24 protein-coding genes are annotated in these 23152 nt (G+C 59.9%); 11 read left to right on the forward strand and 13 right to left on the reverse strand.

The window, feature by feature from the left end:
- Positions 1-5 precede the first annotated feature (5 nt).
- Genes mlaD through JTY93_RS22080 form a run of 3 tightly spaced genes read right to left on the reverse strand, consistent with a single transcriptional unit; the run spans position 6 to position 2079 of the window.
- Positions 6-473: an outer membrane lipid asymmetry maintenance protein MlaD gene (gene mlaD, locus JTY93_RS22070; RefSeq protein ID WP_169994647.1), complete on the reverse strand. Its 468-nt coding sequence runs from the start codon at positions 471-473 to the stop codon at positions 6-8.
- Positions 473-1270: a lipid asymmetry maintenance ABC transporter permease subunit MlaE gene (gene mlaE, locus JTY93_RS22075; RefSeq protein WP_029291779.1), complete on the reverse strand. Its 798-nt coding sequence runs from the start codon at positions 1268-1270 to the stop codon at positions 473-475. Before mlaE ends, mlaD begins: the two co-directional genes overlap by 1 nt.
- Positions 1270-2079, reverse strand: a complete 810-nt coding sequence (locus tag JTY93_RS22080; protein WP_169994651.1) for an ATP-binding cassette domain-containing protein — start codon at positions 2077-2079, stop codon at positions 1270-1272. The genes mlaE and JTY93_RS22080 overlap by 1 nt, the downstream gene beginning before the upstream one ends.
- Before the next feature lie 287 nt (positions 2080-2366).
- On the opposite strand from JTY93_RS22080, the gene JTY93_RS22085 reads away from it, so the two are divergent.
- The 10 genes from JTY93_RS22085 to JTY93_RS22130 all read left to right on the forward strand — a co-directional run bounded on the left by JTY93_RS22085 (position 2367) and on the right by JTY93_RS22130 (position 9377).
- Positions 2367-3341, forward strand: coding sequence for a KpsF/GutQ family sugar-phosphate isomerase (locus JTY93_RS22085; protein ID WP_205476346.1), 975 nt, complete (start codon positions 2367-2369; stop codon positions 3339-3341).
- Positions 3342-3866, forward strand: a complete 525-nt coding sequence (locus tag JTY93_RS22090) for a KdsC family phosphatase (RefSeq protein ID WP_029291786.1) — start codon at positions 3342-3344, stop codon at positions 3864-3866. It abuts the gene before it with no gap.
- Between the two features lie 8 nt (positions 3867-3874).
- Complete coding sequence (lptC, locus tag JTY93_RS22095) at positions 3875-4447, forward strand: LPS export ABC transporter periplasmic protein LptC (RefSeq protein ID WP_029291788.1); 573 nt, start codon at positions 3875-3877, stop codon at positions 4445-4447.
- On the forward strand, positions 4434-4967 hold the full coding sequence (gene lptA / locus JTY93_RS22100) for a lipopolysaccharide transport periplasmic protein LptA (protein ID WP_029291790.1): 534 nt from the start codon (positions 4434-4436) through the stop codon (positions 4965-4967). The genes lptC and lptA overlap by 14 nt, the downstream gene beginning before the upstream one ends.
- The gene (gene lptB / locus JTY93_RS22105) at positions 4967-5692 is read left to right on the forward strand and encodes an LPS export ABC transporter ATP-binding protein (RefSeq protein WP_029291791.1); all 726 of its coding nucleotides are present in this window, start codon (positions 4967-4969) and stop codon (positions 5690-5692) included. The genes lptA and lptB overlap by 1 nt, the downstream gene beginning before the upstream one ends.
- Positions 5693-5876: 184 nt before the next feature.
- The gene (locus JTY93_RS22110) at positions 5877-7370 is read left to right on the forward strand and encodes an RNA polymerase factor sigma-54 (protein ID WP_205476347.1); all 1494 of its coding nucleotides are present in this window, start codon (positions 5877-5879) and stop codon (positions 7368-7370) included.
- A 75-nt stretch (positions 7371-7445) separates the two neighbouring features.
- A complete protein-coding gene (gene hpf / locus JTY93_RS22115; protein ID WP_029291794.1) occupies positions 7446-7751 on the forward strand; it encodes a ribosome hibernation-promoting factor, HPF/YfiA family in 306 nt (101 codons plus the stop codon).
- A gap of 12 nt (positions 7752-7763) precedes the next feature.
- On the forward strand, positions 7764-8228 hold the full coding sequence (ptsN, locus tag JTY93_RS22120; protein WP_205476348.1) for a PTS IIA-like nitrogen regulatory protein PtsN: 465 nt from the start codon (positions 7764-7766) through the stop codon (positions 8226-8228).
- A 2-nt stretch (positions 8229-8230) separates the two neighbouring features.
- On the forward strand, positions 8231-9088 hold the full coding sequence (gene rapZ, locus JTY93_RS22125) for an RNase adapter RapZ (protein WP_169994657.1): 858 nt from the start codon (positions 8231-8233) through the stop codon (positions 9086-9088).
- A 16-nt stretch (positions 9089-9104) separates the two neighbouring features.
- A complete protein-coding gene (locus tag JTY93_RS22130) occupies positions 9105-9377 on the forward strand; it encodes an HPr family phosphocarrier protein (protein ID WP_169994659.1) in 273 nt (90 codons plus the stop codon).
- A gap of 83 nt (positions 9378-9460) precedes the next feature.
- Here the strand turns inward: JTY93_RS22130 and JTY93_RS22135 are convergent, their stop codons facing one another.
- From JTY93_RS22135 to pmbA, 6 genes are all read right to left on the reverse strand, one after another.
- Positions 9461-10354 carry a ZIP family metal transporter gene (locus JTY93_RS22135; protein ID WP_205476349.1) on the reverse strand — a complete coding sequence of 298 codons (894 nt, stop codon included), beginning with the start codon at positions 10352-10354 and terminating at the stop codon, positions 9461-9463.
- A 31-nt stretch (positions 10355-10385) separates the two neighbouring features.
- Entirely contained in the window at positions 10386-10997 is a 612-nt protein-coding gene (locus JTY93_RS22140) for a superoxide dismutase (RefSeq protein WP_205476350.1), read from the reverse strand.
- A gap of 1 nt (position 10998) precedes the next feature.
- Positions 10999-11442, reverse strand: a complete 444-nt coding sequence (locus JTY93_RS22145; protein WP_205476351.1) for a DUF2753 family protein — start codon at positions 11440-11442, stop codon at positions 10999-11001.
- A gap of 27 nt (positions 11443-11469) precedes the next feature.
- Positions 11470-12846: a class II fumarate hydratase gene (locus JTY93_RS22150; RefSeq protein WP_205476352.1), complete on the reverse strand. Its 1377-nt coding sequence runs from the start codon at positions 12844-12846 to the stop codon at positions 11470-11472.
- Positions 12839-13234, reverse strand: coding sequence for a FagA protein (locus JTY93_RS22155; RefSeq protein ID WP_169994668.1), 396 nt, complete (start codon positions 13232-13234; stop codon positions 12839-12841). Before JTY93_RS22155 ends, JTY93_RS22150 begins: the two co-directional genes overlap by 8 nt.
- Positions 13235-13384: 150 nt before the next feature.
- A complete protein-coding gene (gene pmbA / locus JTY93_RS22160; RefSeq protein ID WP_169950896.1) occupies positions 13385-14731 on the reverse strand; it encodes a metalloprotease PmbA in 1347 nt (448 codons plus the stop codon).
- 108 nt (positions 14732-14839) lie between these two features.
- Between pmbA and yjgA the strand changes: the two genes are divergently transcribed.
- A complete protein-coding gene (gene yjgA, locus JTY93_RS22165) occupies positions 14840-15361 on the forward strand; it encodes a ribosome biogenesis factor YjgA (RefSeq protein ID WP_029291815.1) in 522 nt (173 codons plus the stop codon).
- A gap of 45 nt (positions 15362-15406) precedes the next feature.
- Here the strand turns inward: yjgA and tldD are convergent, their stop codons facing one another.
- The 4 genes from tldD to rng form a co-directional block, all read right to left on the reverse strand.
- Positions 15407-16849 (reverse strand): metalloprotease TldD, encoded by a 1443-nt coding sequence (tldD, locus tag JTY93_RS22170; protein WP_029291818.1) that lies wholly within the window; start codon positions 16847-16849, stop codon positions 15407-15409.
- Positions 16850-16865: 16 nt separating this feature from the next.
- Positions 16866-17714 (reverse strand): carbon-nitrogen hydrolase family protein, encoded by an 849-nt coding sequence (locus JTY93_RS22175; protein WP_205476353.1) that lies wholly within the window; start codon positions 17712-17714, stop codon positions 16866-16868.
- Positions 17715-17762: 48 nt separating this feature from the next.
- The gene (locus JTY93_RS22180; protein WP_205476354.1) at positions 17763-21578 is read right to left on the reverse strand and encodes a YhdP family protein; all 3816 of its coding nucleotides are present in this window, start codon (positions 21576-21578) and stop codon (positions 17763-17765) included.
- A 75-nt stretch (positions 21579-21653) separates the two neighbouring features.
- Positions 21654-23111 carry a ribonuclease G gene (rng, locus tag JTY93_RS22185; RefSeq protein ID WP_029291823.1) on the reverse strand — a complete coding sequence of 486 codons (1458 nt, stop codon included), beginning with the start codon at positions 23109-23111 and terminating at the stop codon, positions 21654-21656.
- Positions 23112-23152: the final 41 nt, after the last annotated feature.

Here is a 23152-nt window from a genome sequence, read left to right on the forward strand (position 1 = left end):
ACTCCTCATTTGGCGTCTTTGCTAACCGTATTAAGCAGGAATTTACCGATCAGGTCCTCCAATACCAACGACGACTGTGTGTCATGAATGGTCGAACCATCCTTGAGCAAGGCTTCTTCCCCGCCCACGCTGATACCGATGTACTTTTCGCCCAGCAGACCCGCCGTGAGGATAGACGCAGTGGAGTCAGTCGGCAGGTTATCCACCTTCTTGTCCAGTTGCAGGGTCACTCGGCCGGTGAAGCTGTCGCGGTCCAGATCGATTGCCGTGACCTTGCCGATGGTCACACCGGCCATGGTCACTTTGGATCTGACCGTCAAACCGGCGATATTGTCGAAGTAGGCGTAAAGTTTATAGGTATCGGCGGCCGGGCTGGCCGACAAGCCGCTGACTCGCAGGGCGAGCAACAGTAAAGCCAGGATGCCAGCCAGCAAGAAAAGGCCGACACCGATTTCCACAGTGCGGTTTTGCATCAGAAATCTCCAAACATCAAGGCGGTCAAAATGAAGTCAAGGCCCAGTACCGCCAGCGAGGCGTACACAACGGTCTTGGTGGTGGCTCGACTGATCCCTTCTGAAGTGGGCTCACAGTCATAGCCTTGGAATACGGCAATCCAAGTCACGACGAAGGCGAAGACGATGCTCTTGATAATGCCATTGAGCACGTCACCGCTGAAGGTCACGCTGTTTTGCATATTGGCCCAGTAGGAGCCGTCGTAGACGCCCAGCCAGTCCACCGCCACCCACGAACCGCCCCAGATCCCGACCACGCTGAAAATCATCGCCAGCAGTGGCAAGGAGATGAAGCCGGCCCACAGGCGCGGGGCAACAATGTACTTGAGTGGGTCCACGCCGATCATTTCCAGGCTGGACAACTGCTCGGTGGCCTTCATGTTGCCGATCTCGGCGGTCAAGGCAGAACCAGCGCGCCCGGCAAACAGCAATGCCGTAACTACCGGCCCCAGTTCACGCAGCAGCGTCAGCGCAACCATCTGCCCCACCGCCTGCTCTGAACCGTAGCTGGACAGGATATTGAACCCCTGCAACGCCAGTACCATGCCGATGAACACCCCGGAGACCACGATGATCACCAGGGACATCACGCCAACCGAATGCAACTGCTTGAGCAGCAGGCCAAAACCGCCGCCGATGCCGCCGCGGCCAAGCAAGGCGTGAAACAGGAAAATCGTCGAACGCCCGAGCACTTCGACGATGTCGATGCCCGAGCGACCGAAAAGGCGGACCTTCTCGATTAAAGATGTCTTGCGCATCAGCGCTTCCCCAGAAGATCTGAGCGGTAGTCCGCTGCCGGAAAATGAAAAGGCACCGGGCCATCAGGATCACCGTTCATGAACTGGCGAATACGCGGGTTATCAGCATTCATCAGCTCTTCAGGCGTGCCCTGCCCCAATACCTGGCCATCGCCGACGACATAGAGATAGTCGGCAATGCTCGCGGTTTCGGCCAGGTCATGGGAAACCACGATGCTGGTGATGCCCAGCGCATCGTTGAGCAGGCGAATCAGGCGCACCAGAACGCCCATGGCGATAGGGTCCTGGCCGACAAACGGCTCGTCATACATCAGGATCTGCGGGTCGAGAGCAATCGCCCGTGCCAGGGCTACACGTCGCTTCATACCGCCGGAAAGCTCGTCAGGCATCAAGTCGATGGCACCGCGAAGCCCTACGGCCTGCAGTTTCAACAGCACGATGTCACGAATCATTTCTTCGGACAGCTGGGTATGCACCCGCAGCGGGAACGCGACGTTTTCGAAAACATCAAGATCGGTGAACAGAGCACCGCTCTGGAACAGCACTCCCATGTGCTTGCGCGCATCGAACAGGTCGCTGCGCGACAGGGTCGGCAGGTTCTGGCCATTGACCCAGACTTCGCCGGCAGTGGGACGCAACTGCATGCCCATCAGGCGCAGCAGGGTCGTCTTGCCGCAACCGGACGGCCCCATGATGCCCGTCACCTTGCCGCGGGGAATGCGAATATCGACATTATTGAAGATGCTGCGCGTACCGCGCTTGAAGGAAAGGCCCTTCAGCTCGACCGCGTAGGCGTTATCGGCACTCATCTAAACTCCTTGGGATGCAGCTTCTCACTCAGACACCACGTTTGGGACAACTGCTTGCGACAGTTAGACACATGTGAGCTGCGCGGACCGAACTGGCGGCGAACTATATCACTGCTGACATAAAGCGCCCAAGGCCGCAGCAGCGCTTGTTCAGAAACAGGACAGGTAAACGCGTATTTGAGAGTGTTCTCACATCCGAGCAGAACAAACCCTGACGAACTTGCGTGAGGGAATTGCTCATTACCGCTATAATCGCCGACTTTTCGTCAGGCTATACGATTTCAGACATGAGCCAATCCAGCGACCTTATTCAATCCGCGCAACGCACCATCCGCCTCGAGCTTGAAGCCGTAGAAGGCTTGCTGGCCCATATCGACGCAGATTTCGTACGCGCCTGCGAGATGATCCTGGCCAGTAAAGGCCGGGTTGTCGTGGTCGGCATGGGCAAGTCAGGCCATGTTGGCAACAAGATTGCCGCCACTCTGGCCAGCACCGGCACCACAGCGTTTTTCGTGCACCCGGCCGAAGCCAGCCATGGCGACATGGGCATGATCACCCGTGATGACGTGATTCTGGCCCTGTCCAACTCCGGCACCACTAACGAAATCGTGACCTTGCTGCCCCTGATCAAGCGCCTGGGCATCAAGTTGATCAGTATGACCGGCAACCCCGACTCGACGCTGGCCAAGGCCGCCGAAGTGAACCTGAACGTACATGTAGCCCAGGAGGCCTGCCCGCTCAACCTGGCACCGACCTCTTCCACCACCGCCGCCCTGGTCATGGGCGACGCGCTGGCCGTGGCCCTGCTGGAAGCCCGTGGCTTTACCGCCGAAGACTTCGCCTTTTCCCACCCCGGTGGCGCGCTTGGCCGTCGCCTGCTGTTGAAAGTGGAAAATGTGATGCATGCCGGCGACGAACTGCCTCAGGTACAACGTGGCACCTTGCTCAAGGACGCGTTGATGGAAATGACCCGCAAGGGCCTGGGCATGACCGTGATTCTGGAGGCCGACGGCCGCCTGGCTGGGGTCTTCACCGACGGCGACCTGCGCCGCACCCTGGACCGCACCATCGATATCCATACCGCGACCATCGATCAGGTCATGACCCCTCACGGCAAGACCGCCCGCGCCGAAATGCTCGCGGCCGAAGCCCTGAAGATCATGGAAGACCATAAAATCGGCGCCCTGGTGGTGGTCGATGATGCCGATCATCCGATTGGCGCCCTGAACATGCACGATTTGCTGCGCGCAGGAGTGATGTAAATGAACACCGACCTGTTGCAACGGGGCAAGGCCATTAAACTGGCAATTTTCGACGTCGACGGCGTACTGACCGATGGCCGACTGTACTTTCTCGAAGACGGTAGTGAATTCAAGACTTTCAACACGCTGGACGGCCAGGGCATCAAGATGCTGATGGCCTCTGGCGTGCAAACCGCGATTATCAGTGGTCGCAAGACCCCAGTCGTAGAACGCCGCGCACAAAACCTGGGGATTCCTTACCTGTACCAGGGCCGCGAGGATAAACTAGTGGTCCTGGACGAGCTTCTTGGCAAACTCAACCTAAGCTATGAGCAGGTCGCCTATCTGGGCGATGACTTGCCTGACCTGCCGGTAATTCGCCGCGTCGGCCTGGGCATGGCCGTGGCCAATGCCGCATCGTTTGTTCGCGAACACGCCCACGGCATTACCCAGGCCCGTGGCGGCGAAGGCGCCGCCCGCGAGTTCTGCGAGCTGATCCTGCGTGCCCAGGGCAGCCTTGAAGCAGCCCACGCCGCCTACCTATAGAGCCTTCTATGCTGAGCAAAAAGATTCGCAACTTCCTGATATTCGGAGCCATCGCCGCACTGTTCCTCGCGGTGGGCTACTGGAATATCAGCCCGGAGCGCTTCCTCGACCAGCCTGTCGTGCAGGCCGACCAGGGTGCTATCGACTATTACGCCACCAACGCCTACAGCGTTCAGTTCCTGCCTGACGGCAAGGTGCAGTACGAAATGACGTCGGACAAGGTCGAACACTTGAAGGCTTCGGAGGTCACATTGCTGACCAATCCGGACCTGAACCTGTATCGCGGCACCGAATTCCCGTGGCACGTCACCAGCAAGCGTGGCGAGGTCAACCCGGACGGTACCGAGGTGGAACTGATCGACTCGGTGCGCGTTGCGCGTACCGACGCCCAGAACCGCGACACCATCATTACCAGCAGTCGCATGACCGTATTCCCACAGAAGCAATATGCGCAGACCGAGCAAGACGTTAGAATCGACGGCGCTGGCGGTGTATCGACTGGCAAGGGAATGAAAGCGTATTTGAAAGAAAGCAGGATACACCTGCTATCGAACGTAAGAGGACAGTATGAGGCTCGTTAAAACCCTCCCTATTTTGCTCGGTCTGGGCGCAGCACTGGGAAGCGTGAGCGCCTGGGCTCTGCCGAACGATAGCCAGCAACCGATCCACATTCAGGCTGACGATGCGCAACTGGATGACAAGCAAGGTATCGCGACCTACAAGGGCGACGTAATCATCACTCAAGGTTCGATGAAGATTACCGGCAATACCGTCACCCTGACCCGCACCCCGGCTGGCGATATCGACGTTGTGACTTCGGTGGGCAACCTTGCCTATTTCGAACAGAAGCAAAACGCCGCTGATCCAGGTCCGATCAAAGGCTACGGCGTAACCATCCAGTACCACGCACCGCAAAACCGCATAGTACTGACTGACCGCGCCAAAGTGATCAGCAGCGACGGCAACTCGACCGAAGGCGAGAAAATCGTCTACGACACCGTCAAGCAGGTCGCCACTGCTGGCCGCGCCAATGGCACCAAGGTCACCGCGCCACGTCCGCGTATCGACATGGTTATCCAGCCGAAAAAGAAGGCCCAGTAATGGCAACCCTGAAAGCCCAGCATCTGGCCAAGGCCTATAAAAGCCGACAGGTCGTGCGCGACGTCAGCCTGTCGATCGACAGCGGCCAGATCGTCGGCCTGCTTGGCCCCAACGGTGCCGGCAAGACCACCTGCTTCTACATGATCGTCGGTCTGGTCCAGGCGGACCAGGGTCGTGTATTGATCGACGACCTGGACGTCAGCCACCAACCAATGCATGGTCGTGCTCGGGCCGGTATCGGCTATCTCCCCCAAGAGGCTTCGATCTTCCGCAAATTGTCAGTGTCCGACAACATCATGGCGATCCTTGAAACCCGCAAGGAACTGGATCGCGACGGGCGCCGCCAGGAGCTGGAAAGCCTGCTGCAGGAGTTCCACATCAACCATATTCGCGACAACCTCGGCATGAGCCTGTCCGGCGGTGAGCGGCGTCGTGTGGAAATCGCCCGCGCCCTGGCCACAGCACCGAAGTTCATCCTGCTGGACGAACCCTTCGCCGGTGTCGACCCGATCTCGGTAGGCGACATCAAGCAGATTATCCATCACCTCAAGGCCAAGGGGATCGGCGTGCTGATCACCGACCACAACGTGCGTGAGACCCTGGATATCTGTGAAACCGCCTACATCGTAAACGACGGCCAACTGATTGCCGAAGGCGACTCCGCCACCATCCTGGCCAACGAACTGGTCAAGGAAGTGTATCTGGGGCACGAGTTCCGCCTGTAACCACTGTGATGTCAGGACATTCGCCATCGGGCGCGGGAGTCAATAAAAACCTCATTATTTTTATTGTTACCGTGCTCTAGGCAAAGCCCCCGATATCAGGCATATAATTTGCTTATGTTTGGCGCTCACGCGCCCTGTCGTGGATGGCGCATTGCGCCGGCGAATAAGGTGTTAAGCCCCTGCCATGAAACCATCGCTAGTCCTGAGAATGGGCCAGCAGCTGACGATGACACCGCAGCTGCAACAGGCCATCCGCCTGCTCCAATTGTCGACCCTGGACCTGCAACAGGAAATCCAGGAGGCCCTGGAGTCCAACCCGATGCTCGAACGCCAGGAAGAAGGCGACGACTTCGATAATGCCGACCCACTGGCCGACAACATAGAGCAAAAACCCAATCCCGACGTCCAGGAACCGTCCTACCAGGAAGCCGCCCCCACGGTGGATAACCTGGAAGAAGGCGAATGGAACGAACGCATTCCCAATGAGCTGCCCGTGGACACGGCCTGGGAAGATGTCTACCAGACCAGCGCCAGCAGCCTGCCCAGCAATGACGATGACGAGTGGGACTTCACCACCCGCACCTCCGTTGGCGAGAGCCTACAGAGCCATCTGCTGTGGCAATTGAACCTCGCCCCGATGTCCGATACCGATCGCCTGATCGCCGTGACGCTGATCGATTGCATCAATAATCAGGGCTACCTGGACGAGACCCTTGAGGAAATCCTCGAGGCCTTCGACCCGGAACTGGACATCGAGCTGGACGAAATCGAAGCGGTCCTGCACCGCATCCAGCAGTTCGAGCCCGCCGGCATTGGCGCGCGCAACCTCAGCGAGTGCCTGTTGCTGCAACTGCGCCAGCTGCCCGCCAAGACCCCGTGGCTGCCCGAGGCCCAACGCTTGGTCACCGACTACATCGACCTGCTCGGCAGCCGCGATTACAGTCAGCTGATGCGCCGGATGAAGCTCAAGGAAGATGACCTGCGCCAGATCATCGAGCTGGTGCAGAGTCTCAACCCGCGCCCCGGCTCGCAAATCGAGTCTAGCGAGGCGGAATACGTGGTCCCTGACGTGATCGTGCGCAAGGACAACGAGCGCTGGCTGGTGGAGCTGAACCAGGAATCGGTGCCACGCCTGCGGGTCAACCCGCAATACGCAGGTTTCGTGCGCCGGGCCGATACCAGTGCCGACAACACCTTCATGCGCAACCAGCTGCAGGAAGCGCGCTGGTTCATCAAGAGCCTGCAAAGCCGCAACGAAACCCTGATGAAAGTGGCCACCCAGATCGTCGAGCATCAGCGCGGCTTCCTGGAATACGGCGACGAGGCGATGAAGCCGTTGGTGCTGCATGATATTGCCGAAGCCGTTGGCATGCATGAATCGACCATTTCACGGGTAACCACCCAAAAATTCATGCATACCCCACGGGGTATATATGAGCTGAAATACTTTTTCTCCAGCCACGTCAGCACCTCCGAAGGCGGCGAATGCTCGTCCACGGCGATCCGCGCGATCATCAAAAAACTGGTTGCCGCGGAAAATCAGAAAAAGCCGTTGAGTGACAGCAAGATCGCTGGTTTACTGGAGGCACAAGGCATTCAGGTCGCCCGTCGAACCGTCGCCAAGTACCGCGAGTCCCTTGGGATCGCGCCTTCCAGCGAGCGTAAGCGGTTGATGTGACGGGCGGGCCACAGCGTTCCAGTGGCGGGTATTCCTACCCGCCGCTTTATGCACTGGCAACGAAGGAGAAGCTGTATGCAAGTCAACATCAGTGGACACCAACTGGAAGTGACCGAACCGCTGCGCGCCTACATCAGCGAGAAACTCAAACGAATTGAGGGGCATTTCGACAAGATCACAAATGTGCAAGTCATCATGTCTGTCGAAAAGCTGAAGCAGAAAATCGAAGCCACCTTGCGTATACCCGGCGGGGAAGTCGTTGCCAATGCAGAGCATGCAGATATGTATGCCGCCATTGACGACCTGACCGACAAGCTGGATCGCCAAATCAAAAAGCATAAGGAAAAGCAGCAGAGCCTTCTTCAAGGCACAGGCCGCTAACACTCCCCACCCATGATTCGACTTGAAACCATCCTGACCCCCGGCCGTTCCCTCGTGAACGTGCCGGGCGGCAGTAAAAAGAGAGCCCTCGAACAGATTGCCAACCTGATCGGCCGTGAAGTGCCTGAACTGGATACGCAAGATGTGTACGAGGCCCTGATTGCCCGTGAAAAACTCGGCTCGACCGGTTTTGGCAACGGCATCGCAATTCCACACTGCCGCCTCAAAGGCTGTGAAACCCCGGTCAGCGCCCTGCTGCACCTGGAAGCTCCCATTGATTTCGACGCCATCGATGGCGCCCCGGTTGACCTGCTGTTCGTCCTGCTGGTCCCGGAAGCTGCTACCGATGCGCACCTGGAGCTGCTCCGGCAGATCGCCAGCATGCTCGACCGTGAAGAAGTACGTAAGAAACTGCGTAGCGCCAGCACCAATGAAGCGCTTTATCAGGTTGTCTTGGAAGAGCAAAGCGGGCAGTAATCATGCGTTTGATCATCGTCAGCGGGCGTTCCGGCTCAGGTAAAAGTACTGCCCTCAACGTGCTTGAGGACAACGGTTTCTATTGCATCGACAACTTGCCGGCCGGCCTGTTGCCCGAGTTGGCCGAACGCGCACTGATCCATACCGAGCTAGCGCAACCGCTGGTGGCCGTGTCGATTGACGCGCGCAACCTGCCCAGCCACCTCACGAGATTCCCGGAATTGCTTGAAGAGGTACGCGCCAAGCATATCCATTGCGACGTGCTGTACCTGGATGCCGACGAAGAAACGCTGCTCAAGCGCTTCTCGGAAACCCGTCGCCGCCACCCGCTGAGTAGCCCGCACCGCTCGCTGGCGGAAGCCATTGAGGACGAGACCAAGCTGCTGGGGCCGATCATTGATTTGGCCGACCTCAAGATCAACACCACCAGCCTGAACCTTTACCAACTGCGTGACGCCATCAAGCTGCGCCTACTGAACCAGCCGGAGCCCGGCACCGCATTCCTGGTTGAATCCTTTGGTTTCAAGCGGGGCATGCCGATAGATGCCGACCTGGTATTTGACGTGCGCTGCCTCCCCAACCCTTACTGGAAGCCGGAACTGCGCGATCAGTCAGGCCTGGACCAACCGGTTGCCGAGTACCTGGCGGCTCAACCGGATGTCGAAGAGATGTTCCAGGATATCTCCAGCTACCTGCTCAAGTGGCTACCGCGCTTTGCCGCGAGCAACCGGGCCTATGTCACCATCGCTATCGGCTGTACCGGCGGGCATCACCGCTCCGTCTACCTGACCGAGCGCCTGGGCCAGGTCTTGCAGAAAACCCTCAAGAATGTCCAGGTTCGCCACCGCGACCTTAGCTGAAAGGAACACCTTCGCGATGCCCGCTCTGGAAATTGAAATCATCAACAAACTGGGCTTGCATGCCCGCGCGTCGGCCAAATTTGTCGGGGTTGCGGGCCAGTTTCCTTGCCAGGTCCGGGCCGGGCGTACAGCAGAATCCATGGTCGACGGCAAAAGCATCATGGCGATGATGATGCTGGCTGCCGGCAAGGGCACCACGATTCACCTGAAGACCGAGGGTGAGCAGGAACAGGAAGCGCTGGAAGCGCTGGTGAAGTTGATCAACAACTACTTCGATGAAGGCGAATAGCCCCTTGCCCAACATAAATCCCATGTGTACGGGCTTGTGTGGGAGCTGGCAAGCCAGCTCCTAAATTGGTTTTGCGCTAAAAGTCAGCCCAACGCTGTATCCATCGCCATCATCAAGCAAAACCCGATGCACAATCCCAGGCTGGCCAGCTTGTCATGGCCATTACGCCGCGACTCGGGGATCACCTCATGAGTCACCACCAATAACATTGCCCCCGCCGCCAATGCCAGCCCCAGTGGCAATAGCATTTCGGCCAGGCTGACCAACCAGGCGCAGAGCACGGCAAACACCGGCTCAACCAGCCCGGACGCAGCACCGATCAGGAATGCCTTGACCCGCGACATCCCTGCCCCCGCTAGCACCAACGCAATCACCAGGCCTTCCGGCACATCTTGCAAGGCGATGCCCATGGCCAGACTGTCGGCATCAGGCATGCCGCCACCGGCCGAGACACCTACCGCCATGCCTTCGGGAATGTTGTGGGCAATGATGGCGAACACAAACAGCCAGATGCGCGGTGGAATTACCGGTTTGTCGTGCGTGCCGACCAGCATCTCCGGGCTGGCACCGGAGACCTTGCGGTCCACCAGGAACAAACCGAAAGCGCCCAGCATGATGCCAAAACTGATCAACCCGCTGGAGGCCCAAGGCGTGAGCCCCAGATTTTCGGCAGCGGCGATTCCCGGCACGACCAGCGAGAACGCCGTCGCCGCCAGCATCACCCCAGCGCCAAACCCCAGTAATGTATCGCTGACAGCCAGCGGCATCCGCCGGATTACCAGTACCGGCACCGCGCCCAATGCCGTGCCCAAGGCACAGATTGCACCACCTTGCAGGGCCCGCAGGATGCGCGGCTCCAGGTCCAGCCAGGCCAGCCCGTGGGCCACCAGCAATGCAGTTCCCGCCAATAGCAGCAGCGAGCCAAACGCATAGCGGAACATTCGCACGCTGCTGATCGCCAGTGTTTCAGTGCCCATAGTCGGCCTTAGGTCTTGTTATGAGAGAGCATTAAGCCAATGCAGCCTGGTAGCGCTCAGCGACTTCCGGCCAGTTGATAACACTGTAGAAGGCATTGATGTACTCAGGACGGCGGTTTTGATAAAGCAGGTAGTAGGCGTGTTCCCACACGTCTAGACCGAGGATCGGCGTATTGCCGTTCATCAGCGGGCTGTCCTGGTTACCGCTACTTTCGACCACCAGGGTCTTTTGCGGGGTCACGCTCAGCCAAGCCCAACCACTGCCGAATCGGGTCAGCGCGGCCTTGGTGAATGCTTCCTTGAACGCATAAAAACCGCCTAGTTGCGCATCAATCGCCTGGCCCAACGCGCCGCCGGGCTTACCACCTCCCTTGGGCGACATGACCGCCCAGAACAGCGAATGGTTGGCATGACCACCACCTTGGTTGATCACTGCGGCGCGCAGTTTTTCCGGCAGTTGCTGAACGTTGGAGACCAGTTTCTCTACCGGCCAGCCGGCAAACTCGGTGCCTTCGACGGCAGCATTGAGGTTATTGATATAGGTCTGGTGGTGCTTGGTGTAGTGGATTTCCATGGTTTGCGCATCGATATGCGGTTCCAGGGCATCGTAGGCGTAAGGCAAGGCAGGCAAGGTGTAGGACATATCAATGTGCTCCATAAAAAGGGCTGTTGCGGGTCGGCGCATCCGTCTGCGCCGTATGGCTGCCCAGCAAGCGATGGGTGCGGGGGTACTCGCCGTGATCGCTAATGAAATTCAACAGTTCGACGTAGGTCTTGCTGCTCTGGCGCAAGGCCGCCTCGCGCAAAGGCTGAGGCAGGCGGGTGTCCTGCATGGTCTGCAGCAAGCGCTGGTGAATGGCGCAGAGGTATTCGGCGCTCTCCTCAGGCTGGTTCAGGCGCAAGTGCAGGTCCGCCAGGTTGTGATGGGAAATAACGCAAGCTGCCACTGCCTCGTCGGCATCACCCCAGCGCGCGAACAACACTTGGGCCAGGGCCAGGGCTTGCAGGTAATGCTCGCGGGCATCCACCAGTTCGCCCTGCATAAAGCAGCGATTAGCCCGTTCGATCGTGCGTTTCCAGTGCTCCATGGTGAGCCTCCAAAGCAGGGTCGGTGATTACACGCCGCCCGCCGTGAGCTTTTCCGGATCCAGGAGGATTTCCAGTTGGCTGCGGGGCAGATCGGTGTATTCGAGCGCCACATCAATCACCGGCCGGCCTTGTTGGTAGGCTTTCTTGGCGATTTCAGCGGCCTTTTGGTAACCAATGATCGGGTTGAGTGCAGTGACCAGGATAGGGTTGCGCGAGAGCGCTTCCTTGAGCTTGGGTTCGTTGACCTTGAAGCTGGCGATGGCCTTGTCCGCCAGCAGGCGGCTGGAGTTGGCCAGCAACTCCAGGCTACTGAGCAGGTTCTGGGCGATGATCGGCAGCATCACGTTGAGTTCGAAGTTGCCGGACTGACCTGCGATGGTGATTGCGCTGTCATTGCCGATCACCTGTGCCGCAACCATGGCCGTAGCCTCTGGAATCACCGGGTTGACCTTGCCCGGCATGATCGACGAGCCCGGCTGCAGGCCTTCGAGTTCGATTTCACCAAGGCCGGCGAGCGGGCCGGAGTTCATCCAGCGCAGGTCGTTGGCGATTTTCATCAGCGACACGGCAATGGCTTTGAGTTGGCCAGAAACGGCGACGGCGGTGTCCTGGGAGCCAATCAAGGCGAACAGATTCTTGCCTGGTGTGAACTGCACCTGGGTCAGGCTGCTCAGTTGCTGACTGAAACGTGCAGCAAACTCAGGATGCGCGTTGATCCCGGTACCTACCGCAGTGCCACCCTGGGCCAGGGCCTGCAGGCTTGGCAGCAAGCCCTGCAAGTGCGCGATATTGGCCTTGAGTTGCTGCGCCCATCCTTCGAGCACCTGACTCATGCGTACAGGCATGGCGTCCATCAGGTGAGTACGCCCGGTCTTGATGAACGGATGGACTTCTACCGCCTTGCGCTCGATCACCTCAACCAGGTGCAGCAAGGCCGGCAAAGTCTGTTCATGCAGCACCAGCGCGGCGCTGACGTGAATGGTGGTCGGGACGATGTCGTTGCTGCTCTGCCCGCAGTTGACGTGGTCGTTGGGGTTGACCGCCTCGCCCAGCAGGCGGCTAGCCAGGGTCGCGATCACTTCGTTGGCATTCATGTTGGAACTGGTGCCGGAACCGGTCTGGAAGATATCCACCGGGAAGTGCTGCATGAAGTCGCCTTCCAGCAAGCCTTGGGCGGCGTCGACGATGGCTTTTCCCTGGCTTGCGCTGATCTGCTGGAGATCGACGTTGGCCTTGGCGGCCGCAGCCTTGGCCAGGATCAGGGCGCGAATGAACTGGGTCGGCATGCGTTGGTGGCTGATCGGAAAGTTGTTCACCGCACGCTGAGTCTGGGGGCCATACAAAGCCTCAGCGGGGACTTGCAACTCGCCCATGCTGTCACGTTCGATACGGGTATTACTCATCAGAAGATCCTTGCACCAAGTCGGAGTGAGAAATAGAAGGCAGCAATTCACAAGTCGCCAATTGCCAGGCAAAGGTCTGCCAGCGCTTGAGGCGGCAGGCGCAGTGAGAGAGGTTTTCCAAGTCGCGCAGTGGGCGCCAGGCCTGGTCCAGGCACGTGGAGCGCCAATGCAATGGCAAGGCGATATCGGTGGCGGTATCGATCAGCAAGCGGAACGAGGTCTCGGCGATGGTCCACGGGTGCGTGGCCGTGCAGCAGGCCAGGTAGCGACCTTCATTCAGGTAATGCTCGATCAGGCGTGGCTCGTCAGGGTTGAGTCCACAGCGAATCTGGCGACTCATCCAACGCCAGCTTTCCAGATAGGGATCCTCGTGCAGGACAGAACTCATGATCCACGCTCGCTCGATAATGAGATTTATTATTAAATGATATTAAGAATCAAAACAAGCTATTGAGCCAATACCTTTGTCGGCCTTGTAATATTCCAGGCAAAAAAAAGCGCCACCCTTGGGTGGCGCTGCCATGTAACGATTAGGTGTCTAGCTGCCGGCAACGGTCATGCGTTCGATCAGCACCGAGCCGGTGCGAATATTGCTGCGCAGTTCCAGATCGTTACCCACGGCGACAATCTGCTTGAACATATCGCGCATATTGCCGGCGATGGTCACTTCCTGGACGGCGAACTGGATTTCGCCATTCTCCACCCAGAACCCCGCCGCGCCTCGGGAATAATCGCCCGTCACCATGTTCAAGCCGTGGCCCATCAACTCGGTCACCAGCAAACCACGGCCCATGCGCCGCAGTAGCGCCGCCTGGTCTTCATCGCCATGGGTCACGAACAGGTTGTGAACGCCACCGGAGTTCGCGGTACTGGGCAAACCAAGCTTGCGCCCGGCATAGGTACCAAGCACGTAGGAAACCAGCTCACCATTTTCGACAAACGGCTTGGCGTAGGTCGCCAGGCCATCGCCATCAAAGGCCGAACTGCCCATGGCCCGCATCAGGTGCGGGCGCTCATCCAGGGTCAGCCACTCAGGAAACAACTTCTGCCCCAGCGCGCCCTCAAGGAACGACGACTTGCGGTACAGGTTGCCCCCGGAAATCGCCCCCAGGAAGCTACCGAACAGACCGCCCGCCAACTCCGCCGAAAACAGCACCGGTACTTCGCAAGTCGGCACCGGGCGCGCGCCCAGGCGGCTCGCGGCCCGTTGCGCGGCGCGCTGGCCAATGCTCACCGGGTCCGCCAGCAACTCGCCCTGGCGACTCACGTCATACCAGTAGTCACGCTGCATCTGGCCATCGGCCTCGGCGATCATCACGCAACTGAGGCTATGGCGAGTCGACGCGTAGCCGCCGATAAAGCCATGACTGTTGCCATACACACGGCAACCCTGATGGGTGCTCAAGGTGGTTCCATCGGCATTCTTGATTCGGCTGTCGGTATCAAATGCCGCAGCTTCGCAGGCCAGGGCCTTTTCGATCGCCTGCTCGGGAGTGATATCCCAGGCGTGATACAGATCGAAATCTTTCAGGTCCCGCGCCATCAAGGCCGCATCCGCCAAACCGGACGCCTCGTCTTCGGAGGTGTGCTTGGCAATCGCCAGGGCGGCGGCAACCGTTTCGCGAATAGCTTCCGGCCCGCTGGCCGAGGTGCTGGCCGAGCCTTTGCGCTGCCCCACATACAAGGTGATGCCAAAACCCTGGTCGCGGTTGAACTCAACGGTTTCCACTTCCCGCTGACGTACCGAAGTCGACAAGCCCTGCTCCAGCGACACCGCCACTTCACAGGCACTGGCCCCCTGGCGCTTGGCCTCGGCAATGATCTGCTCAACTTGTTCCTGCAGTGCCGGTAACGCTTGTGGACCGACGCTTTGGGCTGCACTCATGGTTTTCTCCACTCAAATTCTGCTTTCGGTTAAGGCCATCGAGCGACCGGGCCGGACAAGCGGCCCCCGACTGGTTATCATGGCGGCGTTTCTTTGCGGACTGCCACCATGGTTGATTCTTACGACGACTCCCTCGATGGGGAGAAAAGCAAAACCCAGGTCAAACGTGAGCTGCATGCTCTGGTTGATCTTGGCGAGCGCCTTACAACACTCAAGCCGGACTTGATTGCCAAACTGCCATTGACCGACGAAATGCGCCGGGCCCTGGCGGATGCACCCAAGCACACCGCGAATATCGCGCGTAAACGGCACATCATGTTTATCGGCAAGCTGATGCGCGACCAGGACACTGACGCCATTCTGACTTTGCTCGACCAACTCGATGCTTCCACCCGCCAGTACAACGAACGCTTCCATAACCTGGAGCGTTGGCGCGACCGCCTGATCGGCGGTGACGACGCTGTATTGGAGAAGTTCGTCCTGGACTATCCGGATGCCGACCGCCAGCAACTGCGCTCCCTGATCCGTCAGGCCCAGCACGAGCTGGCACAAAACAAGGCGCCGGCCACCAGCCGTAAAATCTTCAAGTACATCCGTGAGCTGGACGAGACTCAACGCGGCCTGCGCTGATCCTCTTCCCCGGGTGGCGGTCTTCGCCACCCAAAGCTCCACGCCTTACGACCCCGTGCCACCCACGGTGATCGCATCAATTTTCAGGGTTGGCTGGCCGACACCGACCGGCACCGACTGCCCATCCTTGCCACACATCCCCACACCGCTGTCCAGCGCCAGGTCGTTACCGACCATCGACACCTTGCTCATGGCTTCCGGGCCGTTGCCAATCAGGGTTGCGCCCTTGACCGGCGCGGTGATCTTGCCGTCTTCGATCAAATAGGCTTCGCTGGTGGAGAACACGAACTTGCCGCTGGTGATATCCACCTGGCCACCACCCAGGTTGGCGCAATAGATCCCACGCTTGACCGAAGCAATGATCTCTGCCGGATCGCTTTCACCCGCCAACATGTAAGTATTGGTCATGCGCGGCATCGGCAAATGCGCGTAGGACTCACGACGACCGTTGCCGGTGCGCGCCACGCCCATCAGGCGCGCGTTGAGCTTGTCTTGCATATAGCCCTTGAGCACGCCGTTTTCGATCAGCGTGGTGCACTCGGTGGGCGTGCCTTCGTCATCGACGCTCAGGGAGCCACGGCGACCGGCCAATGTGCCGTCATCGACGATGGTGCAGAGCTTGGAGGCGACCATTTCGCCCATGCGCCCGCTGTAGGCGGAACTGCCCTTGCGGTTGAAGTCGCCTTCCAGGCCATGCCCCACCGCTTCGTGCAGCAATACCCCAGACCAGCCCGAACCCAGCACCACCGGCAGCGTACCGGCCGGCGCCGGGATGGCTTCCAGGTTGACCAGCGCCTGGCGCAACGCCTCGCGGGCATAGCCCATGGCTCGGTCTTCGGTGAGGAAATAGCGATAATCCGTGCGCCCGCCGCCGCCATGACCGCCACGCTCGCGACGCCCGTTCTGCTCGACGATCACACTGACATTGAAACGCACCAGCGGCCGCACATCCGCCGCCAGGCTGCCATCGGTGGACGCCACCAGGATGCGCTCCCAAACACCGGCCATGCTCACACTCACCTGCTGGATGCGCGGGTCGAGGGCACGGGTTGCGGCATCCACACGCTTGAGCAGCTCGACCTTTTCGGCACGGCTGATCACTTCCAGCGGGTTGTCCGGGCCGTACAACTGGGTCACGTCCTGGGTGCTGAACGCCTGCACGGTGCCGTTCTGTCCGGCACGGGAAATCGAGCGCGCCGCACGGGCGGCCAGGCCCAGGGCTTCCAGGGTAATGGCATTGCTATAGGCAAAGCCGGTCTTCTCACCGGACTGCGCACGTACACCAACCCCTTGGTCCAAGTTGAAGCTGCCGTCCTTGACGATCCCATCTTCCAGGGACCATGACTCAGAGATCTGGCCCTGGAAATACAGGTCTGCTGCATCAATGCCCGGCCCAGCCAGGTCGCCCAGTACGGTTTGCAGACTTTCGATGGTCACGCCACCGGGCGCCAGGAGGTGTTCACTGACTGAGGACAACAACTCGCTCATAGGTTCGGCCTTAAATTCATCGTTCTGAAGCAGGTCGCTGTGCGCCCTGCGAGAAAAAGCGCCGGTGGCCTGCCACCGGCATACGCGCCCGTATCGACGCTTGTTCGCTGCTATCGCGTTCGGCCAACAACACCGCTTCGCCTTGATCCTGTTGTGCCAGCACCCGCCCCCACGGATCAACAATCGCCCCATGTCCATAGGTTTCCCGCGGCCCCGGGTGCACGCCACCTTGCGCGGCCGCCAGCAGGTAACACTGGGTTTCAATAGCCCGCGCACGGATCAGCACATCCCAGTGCGCCGCGCCGGTCACCGCCGTAAAGGCCGAGGGCGCGGTAATCAATTCGGCACCCGCCGCGCGTAATTCGCTGTACAGCTCCGGAAAGCGCAGGTCATAACAGACCGTCAGCCCCAGGCGCCCGACCGGCGTATCGGCCACCACCACGTGATTGCCGTAAGCATAGTCGTCGGATTCACGATAACGACCGCGCGCGTCAGCCACATCCACGTCAAACAGGTGCAGCTTGTCGTAGCGGGCGACGATCTGACCCTGTGCGTCGATCAACAACGAGCAGGCATTGGACTTGGCGTCGGGGTGATCCTGTGGGGGCAACGGCAGTGTGCCGGCCACTATCCATAAGTTGAGGTCACGGGCGGCCAGTTTCAACCAGGGCAGGATCGGCCCCTCGCCCAACGCTTCGGCACGGCCGATGGCGGCCACATCGCGCCGGCCCATGGCGGCGAAGTTTTCCGGCAGGACCGCCAGTTGCGCGCCCTCTGCCGCAGCCTGCTCCAGCAAGCGCCTGGCCTGGGCCAGGTTGGCCAGGACATCGCTCTGGCTGACCATCTGGATTACCGCAAAGGACATGGGCCGACACTCCATAAAAAGCATGGGGCCATGCTACTCCACAGGCGCTTATTGTGGTTTTTCAAATGGCTTGTCGAAGGTGATTTTTGGATCTTTCCATGGCCCTTCCACCTTGTACTGGACGCTGGCAAAACGCGAAACCCGATCACCGATCAACTTGTCGATCAAAAACAACGCGCCGCCAATGGCCGGCGCGCCCACGATCAACGCGGCAATCGGCAGGTTGTTGGTCACCGGCAAGGTCACCAGCAACTTGGCATCGACACGATCAGCCACCAGGTCCAGGGTGCCGTTTAGCTCCAGATTGCTCGACGGCCCCGTGAGGATAATCGGCTCACGGGTCACAAACACACCATTGCTGGCAGCCAACAAGCCCTTGACCCGGTCGTAGCTAAGGCCCTTGCCGAGCAAGTCCGAGAAGTCCAGGCGCAAACGCCGGCCAATCGAGTTGAAATTCAGCAAGCCAAACACCCGTAAAGCCTGGGCACCGCCCTCGACCTCGACGAACTGGCCCTTGCGGAATGACGCATCCAGGCTGCCGGAAAAACGCTTGGGCCCAACCCACGCAGGCGAACCCGGCCAGCGCCCATCAACATCCAGATGAAAATCCTGGCTAGTCACCGTGGGCGCAAAGCCCCAGCCCTTGAGCACATCGGCGATATTCTTGCCGTCCAGGCGTCCCTTGTACCAACTGTTGCTCGCGCCAGGAGCCCCTTCCCAACCACCAGCGCCCTTGAGCTGCATGCCCTTGAGACCCAAGTCGAGGTTGTTGAAGGCCATGCCCTTGGCTGTCGGACGCACCTTCAAGGACCAAGCGCCGATCAGGTCGGGGCCCTGGAACAACTGGGCAATGGCGATATCCAGCGCGGGAATATCCTTGGGATTGATGCTGGCCAGGGGATCAGGCGCGTTTTCATCGGCCTGTATCGTAGGGTCGACCGCCGGCAGCTTCACATACTGCAGGTTGATGGCAATGGGCGCACCCTTCGCATCTGGCAGGCCAACCGTGCCCTTGGCCTGCTGGCTGTCGAGTTGCAGGCCCCAGGCGGCGGGCTTGCGGTCCAGTTTCAGGGTGACCTGGTCGAACTGGGTCCCAAAGCCTGTCAGCTTGCCGATCTTGAAATCGGCACTGCTCAGCAGTTGCTTGGCATTGCCGCCCGGATCATTGCCGGCGTAGCGCTCTACCAACTTCTTCCAGGGATCGATATCCAGTTCCGACAGCACCCCGCGAATCCGCAGGCCCTTGCCACCGGGCAGCAAGGCGTCGCCATCACCGAGGAACAGCTCGCCCCGGCCCTGGGCAAAGTTGTCCGCCGGGGCTGCAAAGGTAAAGTTCGCCAACTCGCCGTAATCAAACCAGTAACGCCGCTCCGCGCCTTGCAAGGTCATGCGGAACACACTCTCACGACCCTGGCTGGCGGGCATGCCAAACGGCGCCGGCAAGTCCACTGCCACGCCCTTGAGGTTGGAGCTGACCCGCAACTGGCTGTCGGCACCATCCAGATCGAGTTGCAGTTGGTACGGGATATCCCCGGATACCGGCAGAGGCTGGCTGACTTTCAGCCAGTCGGTAAGGCGCTTGACCGTTACCTGGCCCTTGGCGGTGACCCGTGTGCTGAGATTTCCTGGCTTGCCACCGGCAGCAATCTGCGCAGTGATCGGCCGGTCAAAGGCTTGGGCGCTGATGTTCTGGCCACTCAGGCCCTTGGCGCTGTCGAAGCGGAACTCGCCCTTGAGCTGGTTCAGGTCCAGGGTCGGCTCAGCCAGTTGCAGGCGCGCCTTGTCGGTCTTGAAGTCCACTACAATTTTCGGCTCGGCGCCCTTGGCCAGGGGAATATCCAGGTCCAGGGAACCTTGCAGGTCGCCCTCGCCTTTCCAGCCGGCAAACGTCGACGCCGTGCCGATGGGCGCGTCCTGAAGGATCTTCAGGCCGTCCCCCAGACCGCCGGCAAACCCGCCCGTCAGCAGCAAATGGCTGTCATGGCCGGGCAGCGCATGGGGAATGTTGACGTAGATATCCTTGACCTTGGTATCGAGCAGTTGCCCCTTGCTGGCCAGGATGCGCACGCCGGTCTCTTCGACGAACACTTCACCGGCCACCTTGCTGACATGGGGCCAGCCCGGCTGGAATGCCAATTCGGCGTCATGCACCTTGAAGAACAGGCTGATATTGCGCGCCGCCGTCAGCGCATCGTGGTTCAGCGAGCCTTGATACTGGAAGAACCCTTCCTCGACCGCACCCTTGAGTATGGCTGTACGCAGCCACTCATCCAGGGCCGGGCTCAACACCGCAGGCAAGTACTTGGGGGTGAAGCGCCCATCGCCATCGACCATGCCGACCCGCAGGTCCATGTAGTCTTCCTGGCTATGATCGAAATGCAGGCGAATCAGGAAATCCGCCGCCACCTTGCCCTCTTCCCCGAGCACCTTGATATACGGTGCAATCAGCGTGAAGCCTTGCTTATCCAGCTTCCACGTCAAGCGTGCATTGGCCTGGATGTACTGCCAGGGCTTGGCGAAAATCGGGTCCAGGTGCAAGACGAAATCCTTGCTGTCCATGCGCAACTCGCCCTGGCCCAGGTCGCCACTGATGCTCCCGGATACATTGCGGGCCGCCGGCGCGCCGAAATAGGCGTCAAAGCCCACGCGGTCGAGGTTGGCGGCGAAGCTAACGCGCTGGTCGCCCTCCTCCTGCGGACGATAATCCACTAGCACATTGCGCAGCACGCCCGTGGCCTTCAACGCCTCTACGGTCTTGGCAAAACCTTCCGGCAATGGCGCCAGAGCATTGAGCAAGGGGGTAATCGGCGTCAGATCCAGGCGGTCGGCCTGCAGATTCCAGATCTCCTGCGCCTTGTCGGTGGCCAGGGTTTGCTGCAATTGCAGGTGCGACTCCCAACGGGTGTCGCCCAGGTTCATGGCCAAAGAGTCGAAGACCACCTTCAGACCGCTGTCACTGCGCTGCAGGTAGGCCGTGAGGCCCAGGTTCTGGATGCTCGTGGGCTTGCGCTGGGCATAACGGACCTTCACCTGCGGCGCATTGAGCCGGGTGGCGGCACTTTGCAGGGTGCCATTGGCCCAGGTCAGCCAGAACTCACCGCCGGCTTTCAACTCGCTGAGTTTCCAGTCCCGGGTCAACTTCGCCGGTATCCATTGCGCCCAATTGCTCTGGGGCAGGCTCAGGTACGCCTGGACTTCACCGTCGCGCCACTGGCTGGCACGGATCCGCGTGCGCAGGCTGAGAGCCAGCGGTTGCCCATCGGGCAAGGTCAGGCGGGCATCCAGGCGCTGGCGAGTGGCGCCGGTTTGCAGGCTCAAGCCCACGTAGGTCAAGGTCAGCGGCGCTTGTTCGAACGGCTGCAAGGTAACCTGGCTGTCCAGCAGCGAGACCTTTGCCACCGCCTGCATGCGCTTGAGCAGTTGCTCCGGGTCCAAGGGCTGGTCGTCCTGCACCGGCAGGCCTTGCAACGCCCAATGGCCGTCCTGGTCTTCCTTGACGCTGAGCTGCAAGCCGCTGACTTCCAGATGGGCAATGCGCACATCCCACGCCAGCAGGCTGGCCCAGAGATCGGGCACCACTTGCACCTGGTCCAGGCGCACGGCACTGCTGCCTTCACCGACCATCACATCATGGGCGAGCAATACCGGGGCAAAGCCGCTCCAACGCCCTTCCAGGCTGCCAATGCTCAGGGGCATGTCGATCGCCGCCTGTGCCTTGACCTCGACTTCGCCGCGGTACTCCGCCACCAATGGCGTCAATTCACGGCCCAGGCTGACGTAGACCGCCGCCAGCACCAACAGCAATGCACACAGGCCAAGGCCCCAACGGGTCAGTGCGGCAAAAAAGCGTGGCAGACGCTCCATGTCAGGCGACCCTCAAGGTAATAGTCGGACGGCAGATCAAGGTTTGCCGGTCTCGTTGAAAAGGACTGATGCGGATCAGAGCAGCACCACGTCGTATTGTTCCTGGGAATACATGGTTTCGACCTGGAAACGGATAGTGCGGCCAATAAAGCCCTCCAATTCCGCTACGTTGCCTGACTCTTCGTCTAGCAAACGGTCCACTACCTTCTGGTTGGCCAGGACTCTATAACCCTCGGCCTGGTAAGCGCGTGCCTCCCGTAGGATTTCCCGGAAAATCTCGTAGCAAACCGTTTCCGGAGTCTTCAACTTACCGCGCCCCTGACAACTGCTACACGGCTCGCACAGCACTTGTTCAAGACTTTCGCGCGTGCGCTTGCGGGTCATCTGTACCAGGCCCAACTCGGTGATACCGATGATGTTGGTCTTGGCGTGATCGCGCTCCAGTTGCTTTTCAAGGGTGCGCAACACCTGGCGCTGGTGTTCTTCATCTTCCATGTCGATGAAGTCGATGATGATGATCCCGCCCAGGTTGCGCAGGCGCAGTTGGCGGGCAATGGCAGTGGCGGCTTCGAGGTTGGTCTTGAAGATCGTTTCTTCAAGGTTGCGATGGCCGACGAAGGCGCCGGTGTTCACGTCAATGGTGCTCATGGCTTCCGCCGGGTCCACCACCAGGTAGCCACCGGACTTGAGCGGCACCTTGCGTTCCAGGGCCTTCTGGATTTCGTCCTCGACGCCATACAGGTCGAAAATCGGCCGTTCACCGGGGTAGTGTTCCAGGCGGTCGGCGATTTCCGGCATCAGTTCGGCAACAAATTGCGTGGTTCGCTGGAAGGTTTCCCGCGAGTCGATGCGAATTTTCTCGATCTTGGGGCTGACCAAGTCGCGTAGGGTTCGCAGGGCCAGGCCCAGGTCTTCATAGATGACGCTCGGCGCGCCGATGGTCTTGATCTGGGCAGCGATCTGGTCCCACAGGCGCCGCAGGTAGCGAATGTCCATGAGGATCTCGTCGGCACCGGCGCCCTCGGCGGCGGTGCGCAGGATAAAGCCGCCCGCTTCTTTGATGCCTTCGGCCGCCACGCAATCGCTGACGACCTTTTTCAAGCGCTCACGCTCGCCTTCGTCTTCGATTTTCAGGGAAATGCCGACATGGGCGGTGCGTGGCATGTAAACCAGGTAGCGCGAAGGAATCGATAACTGCGTGGTCAGGCGCGCGCCCTTGGAGCCGATCGGATCCTTGGTGACTTGCACCACCAGGCTCTGCCCTTCATGCACCAGGGCGCTGATGCTCTCGACAGCCGGGCCTTCGCGCAGGGAAATTTCCGAGGCATGGATAAATGCCGCGCGGTCCAGGCCGATATCGACAAAGGCCGCCTGCATCCCAGGCAACACCCGCACGACCTTGCCTTTATAGATATTGCCAACGATCCCGCGCTTCTGGGTGCGCTCGACGTGCACTTCCTGCAAAACACCGTTTTCTACCACCGCCACGCGCGATTCCATCGGCGTGATATTGATCAGAATCTCTTCACTCATGGCTGGGTCTCGTTCAGGCGTTTTCACAATAGTGGCCGATC

This window comes from Pseudomonas hygromyciniae (assembly GCF_016925675.1).
In the GTDB taxonomy this organism is placed as follows: domain Bacteria; phylum Pseudomonadota; class Gammaproteobacteria; order Pseudomonadales; family Pseudomonadaceae; genus Aquipseudomonas; species Aquipseudomonas hygromyciniae.